Below are 23198 nucleotides of genomic sequence, written 5' to 3'. Positions count from 1 at the left end.
TGCGTCAACAGTCAGAATCGAGCCTTGTCCCTCCTCCTCCCTTCAAGTCCTACCATACAAGCGAGCCTGCTCGCGAAAGCGGTGTATCAGGTAGCATAAATGCTGAATGTTAAGCAGTCTTCGCGAGCAGGTCGGATCGCCGCACCGTCGCTCCCACAGGTTCTCCGTACAGCCCCTCAGTCATCGTTTGCAGGCGCCACCATCCGCGTCTTCGGCGAGCCATTGGCGTTGTGCTGAAAAATATCCCGGGGCTGCCCTTGTTCATTGAAGTACACCTGGCCGATCCCCGCCGAATTCCACAGCCGTTCACCCGCTTCGGCATGTTCGGGCACGTGCGGCACGATGCGCATGCGTCGGCGCTTGGTCAGCCAGTTCAGGGGCGAGCGCGGTGAGTACAGCCAGCGATTGAGGCGGTCGAACCACTCCAGCAGGGTCGGTGGAAATTCGTTCTTGATCCCGCTGCTGGTGATCTGCCAGATGCGCGGGCCGGCCTTGCGGTGGCGGATCAGCACTTCGTAGACGAAGGAGTAATGCACATCGCCGGACAGCACCACATAGTTACCCGGCGTGCGCGAGTGGCGGAAGATGTTCAGGATCACCTGGGCCGCGCCGCGATGGGCCATCCAGTTCTCGGCGTCTACCAGCAGTGGATAACCCAGCCAGCTGAACACCCGCTGTACGGTTTCAATCAGTTTGACGCCGAAGATCGGCGCCGGCGACACGATGATCGCCGAGGGGTGATCGAGCAGCTCCTGCTGCAGTTCGCAGAGGGCTTCCCAGTCCAGCAGGCCCGACGGTTGCTTGAGGTTCATCTCGCTGCGCCAGCGCCGGGTACGGGTATCAAGCACCACCATGGCCGGTATGGTGGGCAGCACGTAATGCCAATGCTGGAAGCGCAGTAGTTCATCGATCAAAGCGTCCTGGACATCGCTGTCGAGGTAGCGATCATCGCCGGTGGCGCTGAGCAAACGGGTCTTTTCCAGGACCGCGGTGAAGGCATCCGGATTGTTGCCCCAGCCCTGGCACAGCATGTAGGCAAGCAGCGCATTGCCGATGATGCGTTTGGAAAACGGATGACCATAGGCCGTTTCTTCCCATTGTGCGGAAAGATTCCAGTCGTCGGTGATGTCGTGGTCATCGAAAATCATCAGCGTTGGCACGTGCGCCAGGGCTCGGGCGACCTTGCCCAGGCCGGCCTTGAATCCGTCGATGCGCGTCTGTTCCAGGGCATACCGCTCGCGCCGCTCCTTGATCAGTTTCGGCGGTTTTGGCGCGATCAGGGTCCAGGGCGTCGGCGACCAGACCAACAGGTACATGGCCATGACTTCGGCGAACGTCACCAGGTGATTGTCGGCACTGCTGCTGGTGAAAATCGGCTTGCGCGCACCGCCGAAAAAGCGCTCGCGCAGGGTTTCGTTGCTCTCCAGCGCCGGTAACAAATCCGCGCGGTGGTAATAACAGGCCGCGTGCCCGTAAAGCTCGGCGCTGTCGCTGACCACGGCGCCCTCCAGATGCTCACCGAACAACCCCAGGCGTTCGATCAAGGCATGGATCGCCCGCAGGGTCGGCCCGGCAACATCATCGGCGTAGACCTGATCGCCGCTCATCATCAGCAGCGCCGGACGGTCCGTGGCCGGATGGTCTTGCGCCAACAGCTCGTCGACACACAGCAGCCCGTCGGAGGCCGGGTGATGGGGCTTGCGGCAGGAGCCGTGCAGCAACTGATCGACGCGAGCGCGCAGGACGAAGTTCGGCGCAGTGGCCTCGCCATACAACAGATGCGGCGCCCAGGTGGCGATGCCGGTGCCGTCATCGATCAGCAGGTCGTACTCGATCAGTTCATCGCAGGGCAGGGCAACGTCCAGCGCTACATCAATCAGGTGCACAAATGCATGGGTACCCACGGCAACCACCGTGCATAGCCCGGCATCGAGGCGAATATCGCCCACGCCCTGCAAGCGCAGCGTCAGCTCCAGCGCCCGCGAGCCCACCAGCCACAGCACCAGCCGCGTGGGTTCCAGGCGTCGCAACAGCGGGCCGGCCAGCACGGGTGGCAGCGATTGAGGGGCATCGGGTATTGGCAGCGCTTGGGACATCCGGGATACAAACTCTTGAAGATACAGAGGCGGGCGATGATAGCGCAGCTGACGGCGACACAGGCTAAAGTGAAGTGGCGATTGCGTCTGTCACGAAATGATCCGCCGCCCCCAGGATACCCATGACATGAAGCCCACCCATACCTCGCACGTCCGTCGAGAGTTCTACAAAGCCGTAGGTTACTACCTGCGAATTGTCTGGCCGATTTTTTCCACCATGCTGGTTGTCATCGTCACCTGCGGCCTGATCATCAGCTACCTGGAAGGCTGGGACGCTTTCGACGGCATTTACTTCGGTTTCGTGACCGGGTTGACCATCGGCTACGGCGAACTCGTACCGAAACTGCCGATGTCGCGAATACTCGCGATATTGCTGGGGTTCAACGGCGTGCTGCTCACCGCGATCTTTGCGGCGATCAGCGTGCGGGCGATCGAGAGTGCGGTACGCACGACCGGCGGAGAAAAGTAAGGCAGGCCCGATGGCATGAAGTCGTGCTTAGATGCACTTTTTGACAATCAGGGAGAGGCCAATGATCGACTTCAACAACAAGGGATTCTTCAAGCTCAAGCAAAATGCGGAATACGCCGAACGCGTTGCCGACCTTTTGCTCGACGGCGAACAGGTCATCGATTCCTACAAGTCCATGCGCGACGGCGTGGTGTTCACCAACAAGCGCATCATTGCGGTGAACGTACAAGGCATCACCGGCAGCAAGAAAGACTTCACCTCGTTGCCATACAAAAACATCGTGGCGTATTCGGTGGAAACCTCGGGGACGTTCGACCTGGATTCCGAGCTGGAAATCTACTTTTCGTCATTGGGCAAAGTAAAATTCGAGTTCACCGGCAAGACCTCGATGGTCGAGATCTCCAAGCTGATCTCCCAACACCTGCTCTAACACCCCCTGTAGGAGCGAGCACGCTCCGGGCGGCGTTCCGACGATGGTCGTTAACGATAACGCGGGAAGCCTGGCACCCCGCATCGCCCTGGGGTCCATCGTCGGAACGCCGCCCGCAGGCATGGGTCACCGCTCCATCCCACCATACTGTTCGCAGCCAATGACCAAGTTGTTGATCGATAAGAGGGCAATCATGAACAGAATCATCCTGCCAGTGCTGGCAATCCTGCTGACCGCGCAATCCCCGGCGTTTGCCATCAACGACAAGTACCGCAAGCAACTCGAGCAATCGGGCTGCACCCAGGTCAGCGAGACCCAGGGCTGTGATATCCACAAAAGCAAGGCGGAAAACGCCAAGGCCGGTTTCACCAACCCCGCCACGGACAACTCGACGACCCAGACGCCCTATGCCGGCCAGTGGGTAGCCAAAAGCGATGCAGGCGCGACAGTGGCCACCATCCGCATCGATGCCAAGGAACAGGTCTGGGTGAACGGCAAACGGGTTGACGCCAAACGCACCGACGGCACCCTGCAATTTCACCAGGGCAAACTTACCTTCACGCTTCAAGGTGATCGGCGGCTGACGGGCGAGGATTACTGGACGGACAGTGATGCAGGGACCAAGGGGCCGATTGAGATCGAGTGATCAAAACAGGAACTCGAGAACGATGCTCCCATAGGGGGCTTGTGGTGAATTTGAGATTTCTTCATTTCCTACAAAAAAAACAGAAAGCGGAGTGTCCCAGCGTCCCACTTGGCCGATTTATGTTGCTCGCTCAAAACTTCAAGGTCGTCCCTGCATACAACATCAATACTGTCAGGGAAGATCAAATGACTATAGGTTCAAGCTACAACTACCCTTCATACGCAGCCACGCAAACCACCAGAAAAAAGCGTTCGACTGACAACAAATGGGCTGCCCGCTTTCCCAATCCACCCGACTTGTGCTTCGACTATCGATCACTGGTTGAACAGGCAAATGGAATAGCCAAGACCGCTGCCCCGGATCACCGAATTTGTATCGTCGGCGCAGGCGTTACCGGACTGACGGCAGCCCGAGAACTGTATCGCTGCGGTTTCACCAATATCACCCTCATAGAACAGTCCTCTCGAATAGGGGGCAGGCACTTAACCATTCCAGGAAGTCGTAACTCCACGCAAAGTCATACGCCGTTTGAAATGGGGGCCATGCGCATGCCCTTTTTCAATCGGGCAGACGAGCCACCGACAGAGGGCAGATCGCTCATGGCTTATTACGCCAAGGCGTTTGACCTGACTTTTTCAGACTTCGCGAATCCCGGAAGCCAGTGGGTCCGTTCAACCGGCATTTATCTCAGAGAGGGCAGCATGGGAAACACCGGCACACCGGAGATGTTGATCTGGAAAAATGCCGATGGGATCACCCCTCCTCCTGGCGAGGAACTGCAAAAGGTTTATGCAAAGTGGAAGGATTTTGCCGATCGTATGACGAAACATGTTTCGGAAATTTACGCGAGTCCGAAATGGGAAAGCATGTGGGCTGCGATCGTAAACAAGTACGAGAGCGTTTCATTTCGCGACCTGGTCAGTATGCCGGCCCTGACAGCATGGGATGAACTCTCCCCCGGGGACTTTGGCGGAATGGGAATGTCTGCGGAAGAATCCGCAATTTTCTATGCGATTGGTATCGGTGACGGGAGTTGGGGGGCTTTTTACGACGTCTGCTGCCTTTATCCACTGCGAACTGCCATTTTTGGCTTTAGCAGTCAGTTGCAACTGATCCATGGTCGGGTAGACGCTAACGGAGACCCACTGGCCTCGCCATACCTCCACAGCAAAGCCGTTTTTGACTCGGCTGGATTGAGTTTCGACGCTCCGCGCTACATCGGACTCGCCGCGTTGGACGAATGCCTGATGTTTCTGAGGACCGCCGAAACCGGAAAGTCCGTTTACGAACACAGCATCGAAAGAGGCAATGGCCTCCTCACGGACTCATCCGTTACAAAACTTGAAAAACTGACTAACCAGAAGATACGCGTCTACTTCAACTGGCAAAACAGTCGACCCGAGCATGCCGAAGAGAGGTTCGACGAATTTGATTCGGTCATCATGACTCTACCGTCCTGGTTAATCGAGACTCGAATCGAACTGAAAAATTTCTCTCAGGAAATGCTGCCATTCGAGACAATTAACGCCTACAAAACGGCACACTGGGAAACCAGCTGTAAAGTTTATGCACCTTTGAAAAAATCATTTCTTTCGAAGAACCACAAAATCCCGCAAACCATCGTCACCGACAGCTTTATCCACGATGTCTACACCTACCGCTACAACGAAAACTATACATACGACTGCATCCTCTTGAGTTATACATGGGAGGATGACGCAACAAAACTCGCCTCATTCACCGACAAAGAACTGGTTACCAAGTGCGTCAAAGAGCTGGATCGCATCCTCATGAACTCCGCCAATATTCAGGAGAAAATTTCTCCTTACGTTGGGAGTGATCAGGCGGTGGTCCAACGCTGGATAACCGACAAAAACGCCTTGGGTTGTGCAAAGCTCTACCGGCCCGGCACTTATTACGACGCAGTGAGCCTGATGAAGTACAACAGAGACTTCGCGCGTTCATCAGGCCTGTATTTTTCTGGGGAGTCATTTTCAGTCGATGCTGGCTGGACCGAGCCTTGTTTCCGGGCGGCCGTCGATGCGGCGATTCACATCTGCGACAAAACCGCAGCAAAATTCAACGGCGGTTTTTCCATGAGTGACTATCCACACTACAAACTTAAAACCTGATGCCTCCTCCAGAGCCATGCACCTCTGGCATGGCTCTGCTTTCCCGCCTGACCAGGCCGACGAACAAAAAACTCGCTCATGCATCTTCGGACAAAGGCTACAGCCTTATCGGAAACGTCTGACTTACGTCGGTTGGCTTTTCGAGTCTTATAAACACGCAATTAAACAGCGTGAATAAAAATAAAAAGAGGTCACCCGAAATGAGCGAGCCAACAAGCCCTGTGCGTGTAGCAGTCGTGCAATTCGATCCACAAGTCGGCATTGAAAACTGTGATGCAAATCTGTGTCGCAGCCTGGAATTGGCGCTGGAGGCGGTCAACGGCGGTGCGAATCTTGTCGTGCTGCCTGAACTGTCCAGCACCGGTTATTTCTTCAGCAGTCGGCAGGATGCCTTTGCACATGCGCAGTTGATACCCGGCGGGCCAAGCGCGCAACTGTGGATCGATTTTGCCTGCAGGCACAACGTCTACCTCGTGGCCGGCCTGGCGGAGCGCGACGGCATGCGACTGTTCAACACCGCGATGTTGGTCGGCCCTGACGGTTTTATCGGCAAGTATCGAAAGGCGCATTTGTGGAACCTGGAGAAACTCTGGTTCACACCCGGCGATCTGGGGTTTCCGGTTTTTGATACGCCGATTGGTCGAATCGGCATGTTGATTTGCTGGGATATCTGGTTCCCCGAGGTGCCACGCATCCTGAGTCAACAAGGCGCCGACATCATTTGCAGTCCCAATAACTGGGTCTGGACACCGCCGCCGCTGTTCGACGATGCCGGCAAATGCATGGCGTCGTACCTGACGATGACAGCGGCGCACGTAAACAATGTGTTTATCGCCGCTGCCAGCCGGATCGGTGAGGAACGAGGTGCCCGCTACCTCGGATGCTCGCTGATCGCTGGCACCAATGGCTGGCCGATTGGCGCCGTAGCCTCGGCAGACCAGGAGGAAATCCTGTATGCCGATATTGACCTGACCAGCTCCCGCAGCGCCCCCATCTGGAACAACCTGAACGATCTGCATCGTGACCGTAGAGCCGACCTCTACGATCAGATGCTCGGCTACACCCAACACCCATGTCTCCCACGCTGATAGGGGAGACCTGACATGCAAACGACTACCGACAAAAACCGCATTGCCCACAGATCGCCATTTGATATGGCGGTCATCCTGATGCTGGTCGGCGCGACATTGCTGATCATCTGGCTTTCATTCACCTATCGCTCGCTCTGGGCCGCGCATTGGCCGAGTTATAGCGACATGGTGTCGAGCCTTTCCCAGCCGAGTGCCTGGTTGCGCTGGCTGCTTGGCGACATCAGCGAGGTGGCGTTCTACAAACACGAGTTCGCCTCGATCGGACTCTTGGCGGGCGCCTATCTCGCCTATTGGGCGAATCGAACGGGCAGAGCCTGGCAAGGCTTCAGCATTGCCTACGGCACCGGGTTATGGCCGTGGCTGATCACCAGTTCGTTGCTCGGGTTGTTGCTGAGTAACGTGCTGTGGGGCTGGACGGTGACCGCCACCAGCTGGCAACCGACATTCGCCGCGTTCGTGTCGCTGCCAGCGGCGATGGTGCTGATGTTTGGCAGGGGCTGGAAGGTCACGATCAACGGCGCAATCATGGGGGCCGTACTCGTCACACCCATGTGCCTGTTGATCGTTAATTACCTGTGTAACCCCTTGGGGTTGCCAGCGGTGATCGGCAATGTGCTGGGCATGGCGGTCGCCAGCGTCGTGGCATTTCTACTGTGCCGCTATCGACCCGGTCTGATGAAGTCCGAGCAGTCCGTGATACCACCCGCCAAGTCTCCCGCGCCCGTCACCAAAGCGCCCGACTACGGGGTCGTCTGGAGCCTGCGCCGGGTCTTGGCAGACTTTTCCGAAGCGCCATTCTTTGGCAATGAACTGGCCAGTCTTGGCTTGTTACTGGGGGTATTGCTGGCGTACGCGATGAACCCGATCAGCCCGGCGTACGGGTCGGGACTATTGCTGCATATCATTGCTGCACAGGCGCTGACCTCGGCTATCGGGGTGCTGGTCTGGCGTCGACAATGGAGGCTGCGCGGCTGGTACCCCACTTACGTGCCTCTGGTGTCAGTGGTGCCCGCTGCGATCCTGACCCATGGTGGCAGTGGGCTGGTGATCGGCTCGAGTGCGTTGCTGGGGGCATTGATCGCACCGCCCCTGGCCTGTGCGATTGCCAAGCGATTGCCGGCCGACATGCATACCTACATTGGCAATGTCCTGTCCATGGCCATCAGCACGTTGTTGATCGTGCCGCTGATCGGCGTTCTTATCGCGGAGTAAATGCCCCCGCCCCTTCGGCTGTCCCCGTCTTGAACCGGGTACAGCCACCTCTCCTCCTGAACACGTGAGGTATCACATGGATCTGCCCAAACTAGCTATCGCGGCGCTCGGTGGCACAGTGAGCATGCAAGCCAGGAATGCTGGCGAAGGCGTTATCCCGACCGTCAGCGGCGAGACTCTACTGGCGTCCGTTCCGCAATTGACGACGCTTGCCCGGGTGACCGTTGAAACCCTTGGACTGCTTCCCAGCGCTTCACTGGATTTCGAACTTTTACTGAACGTATTGTCTTGGGCAGAATTTCAAATCAAACAAGGCGCCGTGGGTGTCGTGTTGATCCAAGGCACCGACACACTCGAAGAAACGGCAGTTTTTTTCGATTACCTGTGGCCTCACGACGCGCCGCTGGTGCTGACCGGTGCGATGCGCTCGGCAGCACAGCCGGGGGCCGAGGGGCCGGCGAATCTGCTGGATGCATGCCGCGTAGCGCTGTCCGAGAACAGCCGGCGGCGGGGCGTTCAGGTCGTTATGAACGGGGAGATTCATCAAGCGAGAAGCGTGCGCAAAACCGATTCGCTGGCGCTGCAGGCGTTTACCTCTCCGGTCGTGGGGCCTACAGGCTTGATCATGGAAGACCGCGTTCACTACCTGCGTGCGCCGGCTCAGCGCACGGTTTTGCCTTTGCCACACCAGACAACACAGAAGGTTGCGATGCTCGAGGCATCCCTCTCGGCCGACACGCTGTTTCTGGAAAGCACCCTCACCCTCGGTTATGACGGGCTGGTGATTGCCGGTTTCGGCGCCGGACATGTCTCGCAGAGCTGGGCGACCGTGATTGAGCACGTCGCCGAAAGTATCCCGGTCATCATCGCGACTCGCACCGGTTCCGGCTCTACCGCGCAAGCCAGCTATGGTTTTAACGGCAGTGAGATGGATTTGATTCGCAAGGGTGCATCGATGGCGGGATTTCTATGTCCGCGTAAAGCCAGGGTACTGCTTTGGCTGTTGCTTGGTTGTCAGCGGCAACATGAGTTGTCGCGCTACCTCAAAGACGAAAGCTGCATTAAAAATTGATACATAACCCTGTAGGAGCGAGCATGTCGAATCGTCGCACCGTCGCGATGGTCGTTAACGCTGACGGGGGAAGCCTGGCACCCCGCGGCGTTCTCGAGTCCATCGCGAGCATGCTCGCTCCTACAGGTTTTCCGCCAGCAGGCTAAGCCTCCCAACCCGCCCCGCTGACCGCCTCTTGCGCCAGCGGGTGCATATCCGCGCCCTGATGCTCGGTCTGCCAGGCCAGCAGCTCCTTGCGCATGCCCGGCGTCCAGTACATCTGCAGATGATTACGCACACCCAGTACCGCCTGTTGCCGGTCCGGTTCGGTGGCGAAGTACTGGGCGATCTGGTTGGCCATCTTGATCAGGTTTTCGGTACTCATCGGCGCACCTCTGCCTTATCGCCACGGGCCTGGCGGCGTTCCTTGAGCAAGCGGTGCTGTTCTTCGGTGAATTCCTGGAAGCGTTTTTGCCACTCCGAAGGGTGGTACACGCGGCTGACCTCCACGGCCGTGACCTTGTACTCCGGACAGTTGGTGGCCCAGTCGGAGTTGTCGGTGGTGATCACGTTGGCCCCCGATTCCGGGAAGTGGAAGGTGGTGTACACCACGCCCGGCGCCACCCGCTCAGTGACCCGCGCGCGCAGCACGGTCTGCCCGGCGCGGCTGCCGATGCCGACCCAGTCGCCTTCGTTGATGCCACGGCTCTCGGCGTCGGTCGGGTGGATTTCCAGGCGGTCTTCATCGTGCCAGGCGACGTTTTCGGTTCGCCGGGTCTGGGCGCCGACGTTGTACTGGCTGAGGATGCGCCCGGTGGTCAGCAGCAGCGGATAGCGGCTGTTGACCTTCTCCTCGGTGGGCACGTAGCCGGTGAGCATGAAGCGCCCCTTGCCGCGCACGAATTGATCGATGTGCATGGTCGGCGTGCCGTCCGGTGCCTCGGCGTTGCACGGCCATTGCAGGCTGCCGTGGCGCTCGAGTTCGGCGTAGCTGACGTTGGTGAAGGTCGGCGTCAGGCGGGCGATTTCATCCATGATTTCCGATGGATGCTTGTAGTTCATCGGGTAGCCCAAGGCATTGGCCAGCGCCACCGTACCTTCCCAGTCGGCCTTGCCGCCCAGGGGATCCATGACCTTGCGTACCCGCGAGATGCGCCGCTCGGCGTTGGTGAAGGTGCCGTCCTTCTCCAGGAACGAAGCGCCCGGCAGGAACACGTGGGCGAACTTGGCGGTTTCGTTGAGGAAGATATCCTGCACCACCACGCACTCCATGGCCGACAGGGCCGCGGTGACGTGCTGGGTGTTCGGGTCGCTCTGGGCGATGTCTTCGCCCTGGCAGTACAAGCCCTTGAAGCTGCCGGCCAGCGCCGACTCGAACATGTTGGGAATGCGCAAGCCCGGATCGGGTTGCAGCGTGACGTTCCACGCCTGCTCGAACTGCGCCCTCACCACTTCGTTGGAAATGTGCCGGTAGCCGGGCAATTCGTGGGGGAACGAGCCCATGTCGCAGGAGCCCTGCACGTTGTTCTGCCCCCGCAGCGGGTTCACGCCCACACCTTCGCGGCCGATGTTGCCGGTGGCCATGGCCAGGTTGGCGATGCCCATCACCGCGGTGCTGCCCTGGCTGTGCTCGGTGACGCCCAGGCCGTAATAGATCGCGGCGTTGCCGCCAGTGGCGTACAGGCGCGCGGCAGCACGAATATCGGCGGCGTCGACCCCACAGACTGGGGCAAGGGCTTCCGGTGAATTCTCCGCACGGCTGACAAACTCGCTCCAGCGGGCGAAATCGTTGCCCTCGCAGCGGGCGTCGATGAAGGGCTGGTTGAGCAGGCCTTCGGTGACGATCACATGGGCCAGGGCGTTGAGCATGGCGACGTTGGTGCCGGGACGCAGGGCCAGGTGATAGTCGGCGCGGGCATGCACCGAGTCCACCAGATCAATACGCCGTGGGTCGATGACGATCAGCCGCGCACCTTCACGCAGGCGGCGCTTGAGTTGCGAAGCGAACACCGGGTGCGCATCGCTCGGGTTGGCGCCCATCACCAGGATCACGTCGGCCTGCATCACCGAGTCGAAACTCTGGGTGCCAGCGGACTCGCCCAGCGTTTGCTTCAAGCCATAACCGGTCGGCGAATGGCAGACCCGCGCACAGGTGTCGACGTTGTTGTTGCCGAACGCGGCGCGCACCAGTTTCTGCACCAGGTAGGTTTCTTCATTGGTGCAGCGGCTGGAAGTGATGCCGCCAATGGAGTCGCGGCCATATTTCTGCTGCAGGCGGCGGAATTCGCTGGCGGCGTAGGTCACCGCTTCATCCCAGCTGACTTCCTGCCATGGGTCGTTGATGTGCTTGCGGATCATCGGCTTGGTGATGCGATCCGGGTGGGTGGCGTAGCCCCAGGCAAAGCGCCCTTTGACGCAGGAGTGGCCGTGGTTGGCCTGGCCGTTCTTGTCCGGGACCATGCGCACCAGTTGATCGCCTTTCATCTCGGCGCGGAACGAGCAACCCACGCCGCAATAGGCGCAGGTGGTGATCACGCTGTGTTCGGGCTGACCCAGTTCGACCACACTTTTTTCCATCAGCGTGGCGGTCGGGCAGGCCTGTACACAGGCGCCGCAGGACACGCATTCCGAATCAAGGAAGTTATCCCCGCCAGCCGCCGCCACCCGGGATTCAAAACCACGTCCGGTGATGGTCAAGGCAAAGGTGCCCTGGGTTTCTTCGCAGGCACGCACGCAGCGGTTGCAGACGATGCACTTGCTCGGGTCGTAGTCGAAGTAGGGGTTGGAAGTGTCCTTCACATCGGCCAGATGGTTGTCGCCTTCATAGCCGTAACGCACCTCCCGCAGGCCGACCTGACCGGCCACGGTTTGCAACTCGCAGTTGCCGTTGGCCGAGCAGGTCAGGCAGTCCAGCGGGTGATCGGAGATATACAGCTCCATGACGTTGCGCCGCAGGGTCGCGAGCTTCGGCGTCTGGGTGTGCACGGTCATGCCTTCGGTGACCGGCGTGGTGCAGGACGCGGGATAGCCGCGCATACCGTCGATCTCCACCAGGCACATGCGGCAGGAGCCGAAGGCTTCCAGGCTGTCGGTGGCACAGAGTTTGGGAATGGTGGTGCCCAGCAACGCGGCAGCGCGCATCACCGAGGTGCCTTCGGGCACGCTGATGATTTGACCGTCGATGTTCAGGGTGACCTGCACCTGGCTGTCGCGGGCTGGCGTGCCCAGATCCATGTCGGTTTTCGGATCGAATACAGTGATCATTGCTCGGCCTCCGAGGGCTGCAAGCCGAAGTCGGCGGGGAAGTACTTGAGGGCGCTGGCGACCGGAAAGGAGACCATGCCGCCCAAGGCGCACAGCGAACCGTATTGCATCGTGTCGCACAGGTCCTTGAGGATGATCACTTGCTGATCACGACCGGCCTGATCTGGCGCGGCCAGCAAGCGGTCGATCACCTCCACGCCCCGGGTCGAGCCGATACGGCACGGCGTGCATTTGCCACAGGATTCCTCGGCGCAGAACTCCATGGCGAAACGCGCCATGTGGGCCATGTCCAGTGTGTCGTCCGCCACCACCACACCACCGTGACCGAGCATCGCGCCCATGGCGGCGAAGGCCTCGTAATCCAGCGGCGTGTCGAATTGCGACGGCGGCACCCATGCGCCAAGCGGGCCACCCACCTGCGCAGCCTTCAGCGGCCGGCCACTGGCAGTGCAGCCGCCGTAGCCTTCCACCAGCTCGCGCAGGGTCAGGCCAAAGGCCCGTTCCACCAGGCCGCCGTGACGAACATTGCCCGCCAACTGGAAGGGCATGGTGCCCAGGGAACGGCCCATGCCGTAGTCGCGATAGAACTGCGCACCCTTGGCCAAAATCAGCGGCACCGAGGCCAGGGTCAGCACGTTGTGCACCAGCGTCGGCTGGCCGAACAGGCCCTGCAACGCGGGGATCGGCGGCTTGGCGCGAACGACCCCGCGCTTGCCTTCGAGCGAATCCAGCAGGGCGGTTTCTTCACCGCAGATGTACGCGCCGGCACCGACCCGCACTTCCATATCGAAGGCCTGGCCGCTGCCGCCGACATTGGCGCCGAGATAGCCGGCGTCACGGGCGATGTTCAGCGCTGCGCGCAGAGTAGCGACGGCGTCTGGATATTCCGATCGCACATAGATGTAGCCGAAGCTGGCGCCGACGGTAATGCCGGCAATGGCCATGCCTTCGATCAGCAGGAAGGGGTCGCCTTCCATCAACATGCGGTCGGCGAAGGTGCCGGAGTCGCCTTCGTCGGCGTTGCACACAATGTACTTCTGCGCAGCCTGGGTGCCGCGCACCGTGCGCCATTTGATCCCGGCGGGGAAGGCGGCGCCGCCACGGCCACGCAGGCCCGAATCGAACACCGCTGTGGCGGTTTGCTCGCCGCCGATGGCGACAGCCCTTGCCAGGCCTTCGAAACCGCCGTGGGCGCGGTAGTCGTCCAGCGATAGAGGCCGGGTAATGCCGGCGCGGGCGAACAGCAGGCGTTGTTGGGTCTTCAGATAAGGCAGCTCTTCTACCAGGCCCAGGGACAGAGGATGTTCGGTTGAGCTGTTTAGGGCTTCGAGAACGGACGGCACATCGGCAGCGGTCAGCGGACCAAAGCCGATCCGGCCTTGTGGCGAGTCCACCTCCAGCAACGGCTCCAGCCAATACAGGCCGCGCGAACTGGTGCGCTGCAACTCCAGCGGCAGGTTGCGCTCCCTGGCCTGAGTGATCAGCGCCGTGGACACCTCATCGGCCCCCACGGCACGGGCCAGCGAGTCGGTCGGCAGATAAAGAGTCGGCATCATGCGTCCTCCCGGCAAGCGTCGAGCAAGGCATCCAGACGCTCAGCGCTCAGCCGCGCATGCACCCGGCCGTCCAGCTCCAGGGCCGGCGAGCAGGCACAAGCACCCAGGCAATACACTGGCCGCAAACTGATGCTGCCATCGGCGCTGCTGCCGTGGTCATCCAGCTGCAGACGCTCACGCAATTGCGCCGCCAACTGCTCGGCCCCGCGGCTCTTGCACGACTCGGCGCGGCACAGCCGCAGGATATGCCGGGCAGGCGGCGCAGTACGGAAGTCATGGTAAAAACTGATCACCCCGCGCACCTCGGCCTGACTCTGGTTCAGCGCGTGGGCAATCTCGGGCACGGCCGCATCGGGGATATACCCAATGCGCTCCTGAATATCATGAAGAATCGGCAACAGGGCGCCGGGAGTGCCCTTATGGCGCTCCAGCAGGGTATTGACCACAGACAGGTGCAACTCAACATCAGGCATTCAGCAATCCTCACGGTCACGGACAAACCAGAAGGTCGTCGGTCGTCCGAAAGTGTCGGCTGCGGCACTCACACCACGTCACGGGATCGTGGCATTGACAGGCCGTTGGCCAGGGCACCCTGAGCGGGCATCTTGTTGTGCCCGGCACGGTCTTCGCCGCACCTCAACTGGGCATAAAGGGCAGCTTGCCACGCCGCTATTGATCAAACCGCACCAAAGCGACGTGCTCGGTTCTGCCTACGACTATGCATTAAGTCTAGATGAGCGCCGCCGGGGGCGTTCACACACTGGCCTAATGGCCTGAAGGCTTGTCGATGAGGGATGTATAACAAGCATTACAGGTGGAAAGAAGCCTCAGAACCGTAGGCAATTCTGCGTAGCAGATGGGCAGATCCATTCCGGGAAAAGCAGCGGTCCGCGCAACCAAAGCCCCGAAACCTCGGGGCTAATCCAAACACCGAACGGCACGCAAACCCCCTGTGGGAAACCCCTGTGGGAGCGAGCCTGCTCGCGAAAGCACCAGCCCAGCCAACACAAATACCAAGTGGGGTCCTGCATCAAAAAGCAACTCACCCACCAGGGCCAAACAATACCCGCCAGCCCCCGCAATACCCTGTAGGAGCTGGCTTGCCAGCGATAACGCCAGCCCAGCCAACATCACTGCTGAAGCTAGCCACCCGCACGGGTGTCACCAAAGCCAGTGTTCAATGCGAAGTCGAAGTTGCCACAATCATCAAGCTGGCTCAGTCCGGCATTGCATTCGGGCCTTCTTGTTTACGAACCACGGAAATCGCCCATACCAGCTTCCTGTAGGAGCGAGCATGCTCGCGAAAAACCCAAGGCAACCCCCACGCCCGCAGAATGCCCAAGCCCCCGCAACCAAACCCATCCCTACAAGCGTCATGCCTGACGTCTAAAACGCAAAAGCTACCCTCCAGCCTCCGCCGCCCGCTTGCCCATCGGCCCAACCGCCCGATCCCGCTCCAGCACCTTCACCGCATCATCCACCAACGCCTTACTCATCGACGTCAAATAATGCGCAGCCCAGGCATGCCGGTCGGTATCCCTGGCATAGGCAGCATCTTCAGTCAGCGTTTTGGCCAGAAACAGAAAATCAGAAGCCATCGACAACGCATCACCGAGGGGCACGCCGCGAGTGACGTGGAACAGTGGTTGATCGGAGCAGTAAATGGCGGGGGTTAAGCCGATGGTTTTGAGTTCAGATTGTTCAGTCATTGGCCACCTCCGAGGATGGAGAGGCAATGGGGGAGGGCGTTACGCGATTGGGAGTTACGTCGTGGGAAAAGCCAAATTTCAAACGGATTTATCTTGTTCATGGTCAACATCCTTGATTTGAGGAGCTGCCACGAGCCTTCTCACGGGCTTGGGTGACAGCCGTGCGCGGGGTGAGAAACCGGCAATCAAGGCAACCGGCAGACCCGAAGGTCTCCCACGCACAGCCGCCATAAAGCCATATCGCAGACGAAAAAAAACGCCGCGATAGGTTTTGGGGCGCTTAGCGCCTTGATTTCCACGGGTTCTCACACCCGGTCGCTGAATTTGCAGCGACGGCGGAAGAGTATCGTCCAGATCTTTTTCCTGCAACCTTTGAGGGCCTCGATCCCAAACCACCCGAGACGAAAGATGTGTTCTGTCCTCGATATGTTCGTTGAGCATGTGGCAGCCGCTGCGCTCATAGTCCGCTTTCGGCCGATTCTGTTGAAAAAGTCGGTCCTTCCAGACTGCGCTCGCACTGATAGCTGAAAATGCCTTTTATTCGCGCAGCTACGCGAAATCTGAGCCCGGAATCCTCTCCTCTAAATGAAGATTTCAATCTCAAGCGCGTACTTTACTGCCGTGGAAACCATGGCCGACTTTTTCAACAGGATCGGCCAATAGCAGACCTTCGATGTGTCTGGGAAACCCAAGGCGATTCATTGCGGGTGATTTCGAATGCTGCATGGACCAAACTAAATTAGCAGCCTGGGTCAAAATCGCATCAGCGCCAACAACCTAGACTCTCTAGCTTGCTGGAGCATAAGGCCACTAGCAGCAGCCAATGATCGCCGTTATCCTGACGTCCATAATTTTCGCGCCACGGGACGGATGAATTCGCCTCGTTCTAGCAGGGATGCATAATGGAACTCAGGTTAGTATTCGCCGCAGCAATCTTCCTGGGCTCCTACCTTCCGCTCAGCATCATCCTGTTGGTTCAGGATCTTAAGGTCGACCTCTTCAGTAGGCCTTTTTGCTCAACGCTGTCGCAGATGTCGTCGGAGTGCGAGCTCCCTTTCAACAATTCGGGCCTTTCGATTGGCTTTGCACTTTGCTGCCTAGCTTGCTTTCTAACCACCGTCTTTGTGATCTGGTGTAAGCAAGAGCCTCAGAGCATCACAATAATTGAGTCAAAACAAATTCCAACCGACCTGATCAACTACGTGGTGCCCTACATCGTCTCGTTCATGAGTCTTGAATACTCACAATTGACTAAAGTGTTGGGTTTTACGCTATTCATGATGTGGATCTTTTGGCTGTCCTACAAAACCGGTCAAGTCGTCCTCAATCCAATACTGATTATCCTGGGTTGGAAGCTGTACGAGATCAAATACACGTACCAGAACAGCCCAACTGAGCGCGTAGATAAAGCCTTGGCCAAAACTGAGTTCAAGCCCGCCGCCAAGGTCACCATCGACGTCGAATTCATTCAAGAAGTCATAGTAAAAAGGGATTAGCCATGGCAGTGCTGCAGGATCTACACGACTTTGATCTCGAACAAGCAACGGTCAATTTCTGGATATTCAGGCGATACACAAAGGGCACGCCACCAGAGCCCAAATACACGGGTAAATGGGTAAGCCTGGATAACGGGCTCAAACTGGCATTGAAGTCGACGGCTGCGGCCTTCAAAGCGGCGCTCACTGAAACACTTGAATACGGGTTGCTCGCAGAAAACAATCAATCGAGCGCGCTCACAATTCCACAGGACGAAACCCATGCAGCAAAGTTTGTCGCAGAGTCGCATGATCAGACTCCAGCCAAGCGAATCTCCGAAATGGAAGAGCTGGCTAACGCCGAATTCTATGTGGTGAAATTTTCCAGTGCTCAGGGCAATCTGTACTGCGTGCGCAAGACGGATTCCACATGGAAGACTAAGAAGCGAGCTGGTGCCATTCACACCTTTTTCAAATCCAAAACGCTGAAACTTGATGAGGCGCCCAGTTTTCACATCGCGAAGGACTTCGACATGGCGGTGCTGGAAGACACCATATTCATCAAACACAAACCCAGCTTTGAATCGATATTGAGCCACAAGGCAGCCCACCAGGAAGACTTTACTCAGCTCCTAGCTCAGGCTGATTTCCAAGCGCTTTTCACCACTACCGACGCGGTGAGCGCCTACGTTGGGACGAATGCAATGCAGCTTCGCAGGGCGTCGGCCATCAAGATGAAGGGTCATTATCTCGACGCAAGATTCATGGGTAATCTGCGACGCGAGTACGCTAATTTTGGCCTAAACATTCCCTTCCAGGCTGACGGAAAAATCGCACCTTCGCCAGAAAGCTGCCCTGATATTTTCAAAGCACTACTGGATCACCGATTGAAATCTCACTTCTCTGAAAAGATCTATGACGTTCAGAACACCGCTGAGACCGGGATTTGAGTGTTGGTAAGGGAGGGTCACACGTCCTCCTTTTGATAATTACCCTATGCCCGGACAGCAAAACTCCTCAAGCCTTGGACCTAATTGTTATGTGGTCCTGGTGAACGTCCTTTTTTTGACAAGGGTGATCCGTAGTTAAGCGCCCTAAATTTGAATATCATGTTCAAATCCATTGAAACTGCTGACGCTAATTTGAGGGGATGAATGCCCTCCAATAGGAGAAATTTATGAGCATCGCTGGTATCCGTTCCAATCGAGGTGACATTTACCAGACGTTGGTGGCATTTGATTGGGCATTGACAGTATTATCCGATCAAGACTTTCAATGGCTCGAAATAGATTCGATCAACTATTCCGTAGATGATGTGGTAGTAGGCAAAACTGACGGCACTCTGATTGCGTGCCAGTGCAAAAAAAATCAAACCGATTTCAAATCTTGGTCGATAAGCGATCTTGCAGATGAGTTGGGCAAAGCCTCCTGCTTGCTGGAAGATAATCCGAACGTGAATGTTCGTTTCTATTCAAGAAACAACTTTGGCCCTCTTGCAAAATTAAGAGAGCACAGTTCTACCCAGCATAACGAAGCGAGCTACCTAGCAAGTCTAGGCCAAGAGCACCAAGCAGTAGATAAAAGTTTTTCGGCGCTACTCGCTAAATTCTCCCCCGATCTTTCCACCTATAAATTCCTGTGCCGAACGAACTTTATCACCAGTGATGACCTAGATCGTATGGAGGAACTGCTCCGCGAACGCTTACGCAACATGGTGAGCAATACTGACGCTGCATTCGCGGCACTTTGGGCTAGCCTCGACCAACTCGGCGCGCGCACAGGGGGCGATAGCACAACTACAGCCTCGCAACACCGATTAACTAAAAGCGACTTGAAGACTATTCTTCAAAAGGCGGGAGCAACACTAGTTCCGCCAATGAATCTTGCTGAGGTACGTCTTTCTTTTTCCAGTACATCTGCCATTGGCAGATCGTGGCGAAGGGATATTGCGGGACAACGTATTTCCAACCCAACCCTGGATGAGCTACTTGTATCCATTGATGATAAAAAAAGATCCATCTTGCTGACGGGTCTTCCGGGTTCGGGTAAAACGTGCGTGATGCTAGCGTTACAAGAAACTTTGGAGAAGCGGGCCGAAAGCAATTCTGACATCGTGCCACTCTTTATCCAGTCCCGCGAATTCGCCGACTTGGCTACATCGGAAGATCGTATAGCCCAAGGCCTTTCTGAGCAGTGGGTCGAAAAAGCTGCTCGATTGGCTGAAAACGCTCAAGTGATTGTAGTAATTGACTCTTTGGATGTGCTCTCCATCGCCCGCGATCATCGCGTTCTTCAATATTTTCTTGCGCAGATAGACCGCCTGCTATTGATTCCTAATATTACTGTCGTTACTGCCTGCCGTGACTTCGACAGACAGTACGACCGGCGAATTGCGGAACGACAATGGGATTGCGAATTGAAGTGTCAACCGATGGACTGGGAGGCCGAAATTTCACCCTTACTTGATACGCTAGGGATTGCGACAGCAACTATTGATGGCGCCACTCGCGTACTGATAAGAAATCCACGCGAACTAGCATTGTTTGTTGAATTGGCCCAACGAGGCGGTAGCTTCAACGTTGTGACTAGCCAAGCACTGGCACAACGTTATCTCGATACGATCGTGCGAGCCGACAACGCTTTGGGAGATGCGGCAATACAAGCAATTGAAACAATTGCCTCGGAAATGCTGAAATTAAGAAGCTTGGCGGTGCCGCATCAGCGCTTTTCAGCCTCTCAAGACATTCAGCGGAAACTGTGTAGCTTAAATGTGCTGCGAGAAACCCAGGATGGAAAGCTGACATTCGGACATCAAACCCTATTGGATGTATTGGTGATAAGTGGAGCCGTGCGAACTGGCGTTACTTTGAATAAGTTCATACATGACTTACCACCAGTACCCTTTGTACGCCCCAGCATCCGCAGTTTTGTCGCGCAGTTGGCACTAGGTGAGCGTCGCGAATATAGAAAACAACTTAGGTCCGTCTTGACTGGTAGCGCGGCCTTCCACATCAGACGCCTAGTAGCAGAGTCATTTGCCGAGCAGATGCCCCAGGAAGAAGACTGGCCATTGCTACGTGATTTGAGGGAAAAACACCGTGATATTTTTCAGGTGATCTATGCCTTGGCTAGTGCGATTGAGTGGCATCGTTTCTGGCTCAAACATCTGGTTCCAACTCTGAAGTCTGCCCAGGATTCCGACGGATTGATTGGGCATGCTTATCGCATTGCTCAATGGAGCAATGAAGATTGTGCGGGCGTGTTGTCATTCTGGATGGATGCGCTTTCACTAGGCTGGCTTGATAGGAATGAAATTGCCGACCGACTCGGAATCCACCTGTCTGAAATCAAATTAGAAAATATGGCACTGGTTGCTCCATTGCTTGAGCGGCTGATCAATATTCCGCTAACTGAGCACAGCGTTCTTGGCCGAGTCATCGCTAGATGCGTGGAGGCAGGTGTAGTGGAAGATGCGCTGCTCTGGCAGTATATCTCAGGCGACATAAACGACGAGGATATACTTAAATTCAGACTCAATAACAAGTTACGTTGCCAAAAACATGAATTCGGGGGGCAGAATGAAAACTTTATAGGTAAACGTATGTTGCAATCCATTGCTTTGCTGGATTTAGCAATAGAGTCAATCGAGCACTGGAGCAATGTTCGCGCCTTACGCTATGGTAATACTCGCGTAGGCTACAGGAATGGTTTCCTGAACGAGAGTTCATACGAAGATTTGCATAGCCAAAGAGATACAGTTCACTCGAGCAGCATGAACGTTCTACTTGATGCAGTTGAGGCGGCTATTCTGCAGCAAGCAAAAAATAACTCAGGCTGGTGGCAAAAAAACCAAGAGCGTCTTTGTTTTAATCATGAAGGAGCGTTGCTGTATTTCGCCATACTCGCCTGCACTGCCTCGCCTGCGGCGAATATTGAAATAATAGCCCGTATGTTGTGTGATACAAGGATGTTGGAATTTGAATTATCTTTCGAACTGGGTTCGCTAATACAGTCGGCATTCAATCTTTTGTCTGTACCAGTGCAAGATGCAGTGACTATGAGCATTTTAACTATTTGGAACGAAGAAGTTATCGAGGAATCCACACTCTGGGTATTGAGAGCGCAAGCGGAACTGATTTTACCAATTCCTTGCTACCTGCGCTCCCCCGAAGTGCAAGCGGTGGTGGATTCATATGAGGAAAAAGCAGGAGTACTGGTTCGTCAGCCGAAAATCCGTTCGGCTGGCGGTATGGTAAGCGCACCATTCTCATTTGAAATATTTTTAAGTGCGAGCGATAGTGGGGTATTGAAATTATTAGCGCACTACAACGGATACTCGAATTGGCATATAGCTGACTTTCTTATCGGGGGCGAGCGGGAGGTTGGCTCGCAATTGCGAGAGGCCTCATCTCGGAACCCCTCCCGATTCTTGGGCTTTTTGTCTATTCACTGGTTAGTAATTCCAGAAAGTTTTCGTGATGACATTATGGATGGGGTAGCTACATATCTAGCTTATCGTTATGGAAATTTACGCCCCAACGATGCATGGCAATCGGTCGAAGAGCCTCAGGTTTCCCTCTTGGTATGCCGAATCTTTGATGAGCTAGAGCTTCATTCAGCCGAATGGCAACACAAACGCTCCACGGCCAAAGCACTTGAAGCCTGTGCAAACGTCATACAGGATACTCGAGAGGCATCGCGACTGATATCTTTGGCCGAAGACTTTGTGGGACTTAAAGAAGCTGATCCAGTCGAGGGAGATGGTGTAGATTTAATAGATCTAGGAATCAATATGGCAAAGGGAGACGTTTCTGATGCCTTGATGACCTTGGCTAATAATTTTCTAAACCGCGGCATTGAATTTCCTGAATTGTTAGCGCCCATGTTGCGCCGCTTTGCGAGTGACGAACACCCTGCTATCCGTGCCATGATCTTACGTCGCTTACCGTATTTTCAAAGCACTTATTTCGATCTAGGATGGGAGTTGTTCGATCTCGCCATACAAGATGGAGGTGGACTTTGGCAAGTCGCCGAACCGTGTCTTTATTATTCTTACCACAATCATTTCGAAGTAGTAAGGCCTCTGCTAGCGCGTCTTCGCAACAAGGGGAGCGGCAAAGACCTAGAAACATGGGGGCGTATTTCGGCTTTAGCTACCATGACTCAGCACATCAATTTTGCTGAATTCCTAGGAGACTTGAACGCTCTGGATAACACAGACGCTTGGCGTGGTGCAGCAACCGTGTGGACAAACCATGGAAATATTCGGCAGAATCGAGAACAGTGTCTTACCGGTATAAAGTCAGGTTTAAACACAGGCGGCACTAGTGCCGTAGTCGTTGCCGAGCAGATGACTCAAATATTCAACGATGAAGCTGATTCGATTTCGGTTCCAATAGAACTAATTGATTGCTGTTTTTCAGTATTTGAAAATGATGAGGATAGCAAAAATAGACATCATCGTCTCTTCGGATTTCATGAATGGCTTAACGCGATTGTACAAAATGATCCAAAACAAGCTTTGTACGCAACCGAACGCTATCTGGCTTATGTCCGTCATGAAAAACGACATTTATTTGATCATAAAAATAGTCTTACCCAGCTTATAACCCGGCTCTTTGCGGAAGCAGAAGAACGAGAAGAATCTGACTATGGCGCGATGCTGCAGCGCGTTGTGGGAATACAAGACACTCTACTTTCACTTGGAGTCAATGGCGTAGTCGATTGGCTGAAGGCTGCCGAACGACCGTGATTAGTAGCATGCAGTCGACACTGATCTTTACATACCATGTTGTACAGGACGGAGATGCCTACCTGGGTGGGGGTCATAGCCCACCAGATGTACTCATTTCGCTCGCCCCTCAATTCCCAATCTAGGCTTGGATTTCTACTCAGCAAAAAATGGCCAGCAAAAGAGGACAGATTAATTTTTCATCATGAGCGGCTGCCTTTAGCGAGTAGCAGTCCTTGGTCGAACGTCCACTATTGGCCGATTCTGTTGAAAAAGTCGGTTTTTCAGCTGACCTGAACTCAGGCACGACCATCGCCTAAGAACCGACTCACCACA

17 protein-coding genes are annotated in these 23198 nt (G+C 56.0%); 10 read left to right on the top strand and 7 right to left on the bottom strand.

Annotation, left to right across the window (positions count from 1 at the left end; genetic code table 11):
- Positions 1–176: 176 nt before the first annotated feature.
- Positions 177–2096: an alkaline phosphatase D family protein gene (locus AC1Q8Q_RS30410; RefSeq protein WP_432669035.1), complete on the bottom strand. Its 1920-nt coding sequence runs from the start codon at positions 2094–2096 to the stop codon at positions 177–179.
- A gap of 127 nt (positions 2097–2223) precedes the next feature.
- Between AC1Q8Q_RS30410 and AC1Q8Q_RS30405 the strand changes: the two genes are divergently transcribed.
- The 7 genes from AC1Q8Q_RS30405 to AC1Q8Q_RS30375 all read left to right on the top strand — a co-directional run bounded on the left by AC1Q8Q_RS30405 (position 2224) and on the right by AC1Q8Q_RS30375 (position 9148).
- Positions 2224–2565, top strand: a complete 342-nt coding sequence (locus tag AC1Q8Q_RS30405) for a potassium channel family protein (RefSeq protein ID WP_492615891.1) — start codon at positions 2224–2226, stop codon at positions 2563–2565.
- Between the two features lie 61 nt (positions 2566–2626).
- Entirely contained in the window at positions 2627–2995 is a 369-nt protein-coding gene (locus tag AC1Q8Q_RS30400; protein ID WP_020795573.1) for a PH domain-containing protein, read from the top strand.
- A gap of 193 nt (positions 2996–3188) precedes the next feature.
- Positions 3189–3641, top strand: coding sequence for a hypothetical protein (locus tag AC1Q8Q_RS30395; protein ID WP_020795574.1), 453 nt, complete (start codon positions 3189–3191; stop codon positions 3639–3641).
- Between the two features lie 185 nt (positions 3642–3826).
- Positions 3827–5773, top strand: a complete 1947-nt coding sequence (locus tag AC1Q8Q_RS30390) for a flavin monoamine oxidase family protein (RefSeq protein WP_492615892.1) — start codon at positions 3827–3829, stop codon at positions 5771–5773.
- A gap of 200 nt (positions 5774–5973) precedes the next feature.
- Positions 5974–6861: a nitrilase family protein gene (locus AC1Q8Q_RS30385; protein ID WP_492615890.1), complete on the top strand. Its 888-nt coding sequence runs from the start codon at positions 5974–5976 to the stop codon at positions 6859–6861.
- Between the two features lie 15 nt (positions 6862–6876).
- Positions 6877–8076: a hypothetical protein gene (locus AC1Q8Q_RS30380; RefSeq protein WP_492615889.1), complete on the top strand. Its 1200-nt coding sequence runs from the start codon at positions 6877–6879 to the stop codon at positions 8074–8076.
- Between the two features lie 76 nt (positions 8077–8152).
- The gene (locus AC1Q8Q_RS30375) at positions 8153–9148 is read left to right on the top strand and encodes an asparaginase (RefSeq protein WP_492615888.1); all 996 of its coding nucleotides are present in this window, start codon (positions 8153–8155) and stop codon (positions 9146–9148) included.
- Positions 9149–9290: 142 nt separating this feature from the next.
- Here AC1Q8Q_RS30375 and AC1Q8Q_RS30370 read toward each other — a convergent pair whose 3' ends face one another.
- From AC1Q8Q_RS30370 to AC1Q8Q_RS30345, 6 genes are all read right to left on the bottom strand, one after another.
- Complete coding sequence (locus AC1Q8Q_RS30370; protein WP_492615887.1) at positions 9291–9512, bottom strand: formate dehydrogenase subunit delta; 222 nt, start codon at positions 9510–9512, stop codon at positions 9291–9293.
- A complete protein-coding gene (gene fdhF, locus AC1Q8Q_RS30365) occupies positions 9509–12391 on the bottom strand; it encodes a formate dehydrogenase subunit alpha (protein WP_492615886.1) in 2883 nt (960 codons plus the stop codon). Before fdhF ends, AC1Q8Q_RS30370 begins: the two co-directional genes overlap by 4 nt.
- Entirely contained in the window at positions 12388–13947 is a 1560-nt protein-coding gene (locus tag AC1Q8Q_RS30360) for a formate dehydrogenase beta subunit (RefSeq protein ID WP_492615885.1), read from the bottom strand. Before AC1Q8Q_RS30360 ends, fdhF begins: the two co-directional genes overlap by 4 nt.
- On the bottom strand, positions 13944–14420 hold the full coding sequence (locus AC1Q8Q_RS30355) for a formate dehydrogenase subunit gamma (protein ID WP_020795582.1): 477 nt from the start codon (positions 14418–14420) through the stop codon (positions 13944–13946). The genes AC1Q8Q_RS30360 and AC1Q8Q_RS30355 overlap by 4 nt, the downstream gene beginning before the upstream one ends.
- Before the next feature lie 927 nt (positions 14421–15347).
- Complete coding sequence (locus tag AC1Q8Q_RS30350) at positions 15348–15656, bottom strand: DUF3077 domain-containing protein (protein ID WP_492615884.1); 309 nt, start codon at positions 15654–15656, stop codon at positions 15348–15350.
- A gap of 78 nt (positions 15657–15734) precedes the next feature.
- Positions 15735–16097, bottom strand: coding sequence for a hypothetical protein (locus AC1Q8Q_RS30345; RefSeq protein ID WP_492615883.1), 363 nt, complete (start codon positions 16095–16097; stop codon positions 15735–15737).
- Positions 16098–16558: 461 nt separating this feature from the next.
- On the opposite strand from AC1Q8Q_RS30345, the gene AC1Q8Q_RS30340 reads away from it, so the two are divergent.
- From AC1Q8Q_RS30340 to AC1Q8Q_RS30330, 3 genes are all read left to right on the top strand, one after another.
- Positions 16559–17152, top strand: a complete 594-nt coding sequence (locus tag AC1Q8Q_RS30340) for a KwaA family protein (protein ID WP_492615882.1) — start codon at positions 16559–16561, stop codon at positions 17150–17152.
- Positions 17153–17154: 2 nt separating this feature from the next.
- The gene (locus AC1Q8Q_RS30335; protein ID WP_492615881.1) at positions 17155–18081 is read left to right on the top strand and encodes a Kiwa anti-phage protein KwaB-like domain-containing protein; all 927 of its coding nucleotides are present in this window, start codon (positions 17155–17157) and stop codon (positions 18079–18081) included.
- A gap of 227 nt (positions 18082–18308) precedes the next feature.
- Positions 18309–22883, top strand: coding sequence for an AAA family ATPase (locus AC1Q8Q_RS30330; protein WP_492615880.1), 4575 nt, complete (start codon positions 18309–18311; stop codon positions 22881–22883).
- Positions 22884–23198 lie beyond the last annotated feature (315 nt).

The sequence above is a fragment of the Pseudomonas sp. GW823-FHT06B06 genome (genome assembly GCF_058795195.1).
The sequence above is the reverse complement of the archived record's forward strand: the minus strand, read 5'-3'. Positions and strand labels throughout refer to the sequence as shown.